Source organism: Bartonella sp. TP (genome assembly GCF_030406085.1).
GTDB lineage: Bacteria > Pseudomonadota > Alphaproteobacteria > Rhizobiales > Rhizobiaceae > CALTWN01.
Genome location: NZ_CP129002.1, coordinates 589589 through 597365, shown reverse-complemented (window position 1 = coordinate 597365; position 7777 = coordinate 589589). Strand labels below are relative to the sequence as shown.

8 protein-coding genes are annotated in these 7777 nt (G+C 38.4%); 4 read left to right on the top strand and 4 right to left on the bottom strand.

Annotated elements, in window-relative coordinates; all coding sequences use genetic code 11:
- The 4 genes from dapF to QVL57_RS02960 all read left to right on the top strand — a co-directional run.
- On the top strand, positions 1-738 hold a 738-nt coding region (dapF, locus tag QVL57_RS02975; protein WP_290075604.1), incomplete at its 5' end, for a diaminopimelate epimerase.
- Positions 723-1988 (top strand): tRNA (N(6)-L-threonylcarbamoyladenosine(37)-C(2))-methylthiotransferase MtaB, encoded by a 1266-nt coding sequence (mtaB, locus tag QVL57_RS02970; protein WP_290075601.1) that lies wholly within the window; start codon positions 723-725, stop codon positions 1986-1988. The genes dapF and mtaB, both read left to right, overlap by 16 nt.
- A gap of 20 nt (positions 1989-2008) precedes the next feature.
- Complete coding sequence (gene ftsY, locus QVL57_RS02965) at positions 2009-2932, top strand: signal recognition particle-docking protein FtsY (protein ID WP_290075599.1); 924 nt, start codon at positions 2009-2011, stop codon at positions 2930-2932.
- Between the two features lie 8 nt (positions 2933-2940).
- Positions 2941-3573 carry a septation protein A gene (locus QVL57_RS02960; protein ID WP_290075597.1) on the top strand — a complete coding sequence of 211 codons (633 nt, stop codon included), beginning with the start codon at positions 2941-2943 and terminating at the stop codon, positions 3571-3573.
- On the opposite strand, the gene QVL57_RS02955 is transcribed toward QVL57_RS02960, so the two are convergent.
- The 4 genes from QVL57_RS02955 to mnmG are packed head-to-tail and all read right to left on the bottom strand — an operon-like array spanning position 3570 to position 7777.
- A complete protein-coding gene (locus tag QVL57_RS02955) occupies positions 3570-4469 on the bottom strand; it encodes a ParB/RepB/Spo0J family partition protein (RefSeq protein ID WP_290075595.1) in 900 nt (299 codons plus the stop codon). The two genes, QVL57_RS02960 and QVL57_RS02955, sit on opposite strands and share 4 nt — an antisense overlap.
- 18 nt (positions 4470-4487) lie before the next feature.
- Complete coding sequence (locus QVL57_RS02950; protein WP_290077376.1) at positions 4488-5276, bottom strand: ParA family protein; 789 nt, start codon at positions 5274-5276, stop codon at positions 4488-4490.
- A complete protein-coding gene (gene rsmG / locus QVL57_RS02945; protein WP_290075594.1) occupies positions 5269-5913 on the bottom strand; it encodes a 16S rRNA (guanine(527)-N(7))-methyltransferase RsmG in 645 nt (214 codons plus the stop codon). Before rsmG ends, QVL57_RS02950 begins: the two co-directional genes overlap by 8 nt.
- The gene (gene mnmG / locus QVL57_RS02940) at positions 5906-7777 is read right to left on the bottom strand and encodes a tRNA uridine-5-carboxymethylaminomethyl(34) synthesis enzyme MnmG (protein ID WP_290075591.1); all 1872 of its coding nucleotides are present in this window, start codon (positions 7775-7777) and stop codon (positions 5906-5908) included. Before mnmG ends, rsmG begins: the two co-directional genes overlap by 8 nt.

The window sequence follows — 7777 nt, the reverse complement described above, 5'->3', positions numbered from 1 at the left end:
TTAGCAAAAAACGACATTACGCAATTTGATCAGATGATGGTAATTTATCAAGCTGAGTCTTATATTATTAAAATTTATAATGCCGATGGCTCAATTGCTGGCGCTTGTGGCAATGGCATGCGCTGTGTTAGCAAATATCTCTTTGAGCAAACTGGCGAAAAACGCATAAATTGTCTTGCAGAAAATAGAGTTTTAGTTTGTGAATATAAAGATACAAATAATATTTTTGTCAGTCTAGGCCAGCCAGATTTTTCGCCCCAGGCGATTGGCCTAAATTATATAATAGACGATAGCAGCTCTGTAATGCTACATGAAGGCTTGCCGCCAGCCTTTTTGGTTTCTATAGGCAATCCACATGCAGTATTTTTTTTAGATAAATTACCAGAGCTAGATCAAGTAAAATCATTAGGCGCACAGCTTGAACATCATCCTATTTTTATTAATCGCTGCAATATCAGCTTTGCCAAAATGCAAGACAGCAATAATATTAAGCTCTACACCTGGGAGCGTGGCGCCGGACTAACTCAAGCATGTGGCTCTGCAGCCTGTGCTAGCCTAATAGCCGCTATTAAAAAAGGTTTGACCACCGATTCGGCTTATATACATTGTTTGGGCGGTGTATTAGAAACCAACTGGAAAATTGGGCATGAGGTGATATTGGGGGGAGCAGCGGATTTAGAATTTTATGGTAAATTTAATATTAATAATGGCGAGTTTGAATTATGGCCACCGAAATAGTCAATTTTGGCTGCAGATTAAACAGTTATGAAGCCGAGATAATTCGGCAAAAAGCTAGCCAAGCTGGGCTAGATGAGCATGAGGTAATAATTTTTAACTCTTGTGCCGTAACAAAAGAAGCCTTGCGCCAAGCCAAGCAGTCAATACGCAAAGCCGCGCGAAACAACAGCAAAGCTAAGATTATTGTAACAGGCTGCGGAGCGCAAACTAACCCGGAACTCTTTAGCACCATGCCCGAAGTATCTTTTGTACTAGGCAATGCAGAAAAACTGGAGGTTGCTAGTTACAACGCTATTGCAGCAGATTTTGGCTTGCAAAAATATGAAAAAATACGCGTTAATGATATTATGGAGGTGCAAGAGCATGCCCCGCACTTAATAGATTCCGTAGAAGGAAAAGCGCGGGCTTTTGTACAGATACAAAATGGCTGTGATCATCGTTGTACTTTTTGTATTATCCCATTTGGCCGGGGGCCTTCGCGCTCTGTGCCTATTGGCGCTGTAGTTCGACAAATAGAACAATTATGCACTGCAGGCTATAAAGAAATCGTATTAACCGGCGTTGATTTAACCAGCTATGGCGCTGATTTACCGATTAAAAGCGATTTAGGCATATTGATACAAAATATTCTACAATTAGTGCCACAATTACCGCGTTTACGCTTATCCTCTATAGATTCTATCGAAGTCAATGATCTTTTATTTGAATTGCTAGCTTTTGAGCCAAGGCTAATGCCGCATTTACATCTTTCGCTTCAGGCTGGGGATAATTTAATTTTAAAGCGTATGAAAAGGCGGCATTTACGCGAAGATGCTATTGCTTTTTGCACTAAATTAAAAGAAAAGCGTCCTGAAATAATATTTGGTGCGGATTTAATAGCTGGGTTTCCGACCGAGACAGAAGAAATGTTTAACAATAGTCTAGCGCTTATTAAAGAATGCGGCCTTACCTATTTACATATTTTTCCCTTTAGCGCGCATGAGCAAGTGCCTGCTTCAAAAATGCCTCAAATAGCAAAAGCTAAGATCAAAGCCAGAGCTGCTAAATTACGCGCCGCAGGTGAGCAAGCCTTGCAGCTTCATCTGGCTAGTAAAGTCGGTAAAATCGAAAATATACTGGTAGAAAGTAACCAAAAAGGTCGAGGCGAAGATTATAGCCCTGTGAAGCTGCCAGCTGAGCTAAATTATATACCAGGCTCCATTGTGCAAAAAACTATAATTGCTCATGACAAAAGCTCATTACTAATTTAACAATAGGGGGGGGTAAAATAGTGGCTATATTCAATAACTGGACTAATAAGCTCAAAGGCGGGCTAAAAAGCTCTGCTACTGCGCTAAGCACCAATATTACGGGAATTTTTAAAAACAAAAAGCTAGATGAGACCACTCTAGAAGAGTTTGAGGAAATATTGCTGAGTGCCGATTTCGGCATGAGCGCCACGCAAAAAATACTCGCAAAGATTACTGAAGGTCGCTATGACAAGTCCATTTCTGCACAAGAAGTGCGAACCATCTTGCGCGACGAAATCGCCGCTATCGTTGCACCATGTGCCAAGAATTTTGAGCCCAATACAACAGCAGGGCCGCATGTTATTTTGTTTGTTGGAGTTAATGGTTCTGGTAAAACCACTACTATTGGCAAATTAGCCGCAAAATTCAAAACACAAGGCAAAAAAATTATGCTCGCAGCAGGCGACACTTTTCGTGCTGCAGCTATTGAACAGCTTACAATCTGGGCAAAAAGGTTGGAAATCCCCGTAGTTTCATCTAAAATTGGTGGTGATGCAGCATCATTGAGTTTCGAAGCTTATAGTCAAGCTATTGCACAACAAATGGACATTTTGCTTATTGACACAGCGGGACGATTGCAAAATAAAACTGAATTGATGAATGAATTGGCTAAAATTACTCGCGTTTTAAAAAAAGTAAATCCTGCGGCCCCGCATAGTGTTTTACTGGTATTAGACGGCACAGTAGGACAAAATGCCATAAGCCAAGTTGCCGCTTTTCAACAAAATACTGCGGTAACTGGATTAGTTATGACCAAGCTAGATGGCACAGCCAGGGGCGGTATTTTAGTAGCGATTTGCGAAAAATTTGCTTTGCCTATTTATTATATCGGGGTCGGCGAAGCCATTGATGATTTAAATAGTTTCAATGCCATTGATTATGCCAATAGCATTAGCATGCCATAGGAGAAAAAATGTTAGAGAAGATAAACAAATTACCGCAAGGTAAATTATCGCCATTTACAAAATTAGCCTTAGAAATTGGCCCTTTAGCCGTATTTTACCTGAGTAATGCCAAGGGGCCGTGGCTAATACAGCATATTCCTTTATTTTCCCATTTTACCCAGCCAATTTTTCCCGCTACAGCTTTGTTTATTGTCGCCATTATCATATCGCTTATCGCTTCGCTGGCATTAACCAAACAAGTACCAATCGTACCTTTAGTTTCTAGCGTTTTTGTTATAGTACTTGGCATGCTTACCCTGTGGTTTCACAATGATATATTTATAAAAATTAAGCCAACTATTGTGAATAGTTTATTTGGGCTAACTTTACTTATTGGATTATTATTTAAAAAGCCATTGCTTGAATATATCTTTGACGCGAGTTTTCAGCTAGACCATATTGGCTGGCATAAGTTAACCATACGCTGGGCGTGGTTCTTTTTTGCTTTGGCCGCAGCTAATGAAATTGTCTGGCGAAATTTTAGCACGCAGGCTTGGGCCAACTTCAAAGTTTTTTACGTAACGCCAATTACTATAATTTTTTTCCTATCACAGATACCGCTGATAATGAAGCATTTATTGCCAGCAAATGACCAGCTCTAGCTTTGCAATTGTTCGCAGAAATGAGTCAACTCTTCTAAATCTTTATATTTAAAAATTAATTTACCGCCCTTTTTACCTTGCTGCACTTTAACTTCCAACTGGGTTGCATTGCCTAGAAACTCTTCTAGCTCTACTAATTCTTCAGGTTTTGCTTTTTCTTGTGCTGGCTTTTTCTGTGGCTTTTCGGCTAGCATTTCTTCTACCTGCCGCACAGAAAGTTGCTCGGCAATTATCTTTTTCGCTAATTCAACGGCATTTGGTAAATTGATCAAACAGCGCGCTTGTCCAATATTTAGCTGCCCTGTTTCTAGATAGAGCTGCACTTCTTCCGGTAAAGTTAGTAGCCTTAGCATATTCGTAATGTAGGGGCGGCTTTTTCCCAATTTTTTTGCCAAATCTTCTTGCGTATAATTATAATGCTCAAGCAATTGCTTATAGCCACGCGCTTCTTCTACCGGGTCAAGATCTGCCCGTTGTATATTTTCTACAATAGCTAATTCAAGAGCTTTACTATCTTCTACATGTTTTATTATTGCTGGAATAATTGCCAGATTTGCTGCTTTTGCCGCGCGCCAGCGCCGCTCTCCAGCAATTATTTGATAATTATTATCCGCTAATTTACGCACGATTATTGGCTGCAAAACCCCGTGTTCGGCTATTGAAGCGCTCAAAGACATTAACTCATCTGTACTAAAATTATGGCGTGGATTTTCTGTACTCCGATTTATGTGGTTTATATCTATATATTGCACCAAATTATCTTCTATTGGTACAAATTCACCTTCTAAAAATTCATCAAGATATGAACTATTGTTACTATCGGCTGGCTTATAATTATTACCTATTAACGCAGCGAGTCCTCGACCTAATCTTTTTTTTGATTCTTCTTTTTCCAACTTCCATGCCTCCTTCAATTATGCCAAAGCGCGTTCTTGGGCTATTATTTCGCTTGCTAACTCTAAATAAGCCTTACTACCAGGACAAGCTAAATCATATATTAGCACTGGTTTTCCAAATGACGGTGCTTCGGAAATACGTACATTACGCGGAATAACTGTTTTATAAACTTTATTACCCATAAATTGCCGAACATCCGCGGCAACCTGTTCACTTAATTTATTACGAGTATCATACATGGTCAAGATTATACCTTGAATTTTCAGCTGCGGATTAAGGCCACCACGCACCTCTTTTACCGTGTCCAATAATTGTGTTAATCCCTCCAAGGCTAAAAATTCACATTGTATAGGAACCAATATAGCGTCGGCAGCGCCCATGGCATTAAGCGTAAGCAAATTTAAAGAAGGTGGACAATCTATGAGTACATAATTATAATATTTTCTTACCTCTTCATCATTCATAATTGCTTTTTTTAAGCGTTGGATCCTGTCATCATACGAAGCTATCTCCATTTCTACACCTAACAAATCAAGTGTAGATGGCACTATATCTAAATTAGGCACTTCGCTGTGGCGTGCTGCTTGCATTATTGAGTTGTTATGTACCAACACGTCATAAGAAGAATGGTTCCGATTATTGCGATCAATTCCCAAGCTTGTGGAAGCGTTGCCTTGCGGATCTATATCTATGATCAGAATTTTTTCGCCTATAGCAGCCAAAGCGGTAGCGAGATTTATAACGGTAGTAGTTTTTCCTACTCCACCTTTTTGATTAGCTACAGCTATTATACGTAAATTATTCATCGGCGATAGATTTTCTTTTAACATTACTTATTTCTAATATTATAGAACTAACTTCTATACAAGATATATGTTGCTTTAGATCAAATGTCCAATTTTTATATGCTTGTGTTAATTCTTGTTCGGTATTTTGTCCTTTTTGCAACAAAGCATATGCGCCATTTGCGAAAATCGGCTCGGCAAGCTCAAACAGCTGCGTTAATTGTGTAACAGCACGTGCTGTTACAAGTTGAGCTTTTTGTTGTTGCGCTATATTTTCTATTCTTTGCGCGACAGCTATCGCTGGTAGGGCTAATGTACTTATTATATATTGCAGGAAAGACGTTTTTTTCTTTAGTTTTTCTACTAAGGTAATGTGAAACTTTGGCTTTTTTTTATTAAGAATAGCCAAAACAACCCCGGGAAATCCACCGCCTGAACCAATATCTAAGCAATTATCATAATTTTTGCTATAATTATATAATTGTGCTGAATCCAATATATGCCGGCTCCAGATGTCATTTACAGTATTTGGGCTTATGAGATTTATATGTTTTTGCCATTTTAAAACTTCTTGCTCGTAATATAATAAATCTTCAAATGTTTCACGTGAAACATTTCCAATGATTTGCTGTAAAGTTTCATATTTATGCTTATGCACTTATCCGAGCTCTTTTATAACGCTGTATGTTTGCGATTAACACAGCCAAGGCTGCTGGCGTCATTGCTTCTATATGCTTAGCTTCATAAATAGTTCTAGGTTTATATTTTGCTATCTTAGCTTTTATTTCATTTGAAAGACCGGATATTATCTCTATATTCAATTCTTCTGGAATATTTAATTTTTGCTCTTGCTCTATTATATCTTTTTCATGCTGCTGGCGAGCTAAGTAGACATCATATTTAGCTTCAATTTCTAAGATTCTAGCTATGTCCAAATTTATTGCGTTTAATTCTGGCACTATTTTCTGCAATAATTTTATATCTATCTCATTATAAGCTAATAATTCATATAAGCTTCTTTTTGTGCCATCTTGATTCAGATGAATATTATAATTTTCTGCTTGCTTTGGAGAAATTTTGTGAGATTTTAAAATTGCTCTTCCATGATCCAACAGAGCTTTTTTCTTCCCAAAAGCTACAATGCGCTCACTGCGAATTATATTCCAGCTTTCACCGATTGTCGTTAATCGTTGATCAGCATTGTCAGCACGCAAATAAAGACGAAATTCTGCCCGAGAAGTAAACATACGATAGGGTTCGCTAGCACCATAATTGATTAAATCATCGATCATAACACCGATATAAGATTCTGTACGGGAAAGAGAAACAGGGTTTAGTTTTTGGCTATAACGCGCCGCATTCACACCAGCAATTAAGCCTTGTGCCGCAGCTTCTTCATATCCTGTAGTACCGTTAATTTGTCCAGCCAAGAAAAATCCAGGCATTTTACGTAATTGCAAACTATAATCCAACTCACGTGGATCAATATAGTCATATTCTATGGCATATCCGGGCTGTAAAAATTCAGCATGTTCTAATCCACGAATAGAATGTACCAACAATTTTTGCACATCTAGGGGTAAAGAGGTCGAAATACCATTTGGATAAATAACATCACTATCAATAGCTTCTGGCTCTAAAAATATTTGATGTCCATCTCTTTCACCAAATTTTACAATTTTATCTTCGATAGAAGGGCAATAACGTGGTCCAATACTACTGATATCACCGCTATACATCGCTGATTTATGAAGATTTTCTGTTATAATCTTATGCGTTTGGTTGTTAGTACGTGTAATAGCACAAACTATCTGCGGATTTACAATTTCTTTAGTTAAAAAAGAAAAGGGTTCTAAGATTTCATCAGCAGATTGCTTAGCAAGACTATCCCAATCGGTGGTTTTTTTACTAAGCCTAGGCGGGGTGCCAGTTTTTAATCTACCAATATTTAAATTTAATTTTCTTATGGCATTTGCTAAATCCGTGCTAGCATTTTCGCCAAACCTGCCTGCTGTGGTTTTTTCAGAACCAATATGTATAAGACCATTTAAGAATGTACCGCTTGCCAATACTAAAGCAGCACAAGTGATTTTTTTATCATTTTCTAATTTTACACCAGCTATTTTTTGCTCATCATCAAATATTATAGCTGTTACTTCCCCTGCTAATATTTCTAAATTAGGCATAGTTTGCAAAAGCTTTTGCACGGCATTTTTGTATAAACCACGGTCAGCTTGCGTGCGTGGACTCTGTACTGCATAGCCTTTACGCTTATTTAAAATACGCATTTGAATGGCCGCATGGTCGGCAGCCAGCCCCATAATACCATCTAAGGCGTCAATTTCTTTGACCAACTGACCTTTACCTATACCACCAATTGCAGGATTACAGGACATAGCGCCGATAGTGTTAAGATTATTAGTTATTAATAATGCTCTAGCTCCAGCGCGAGACGCTGAGGCAGCAGCTTCCACTCCAGCATGTCCACCGCCTATAACAATAACATCAAAATCCTGTTTCAT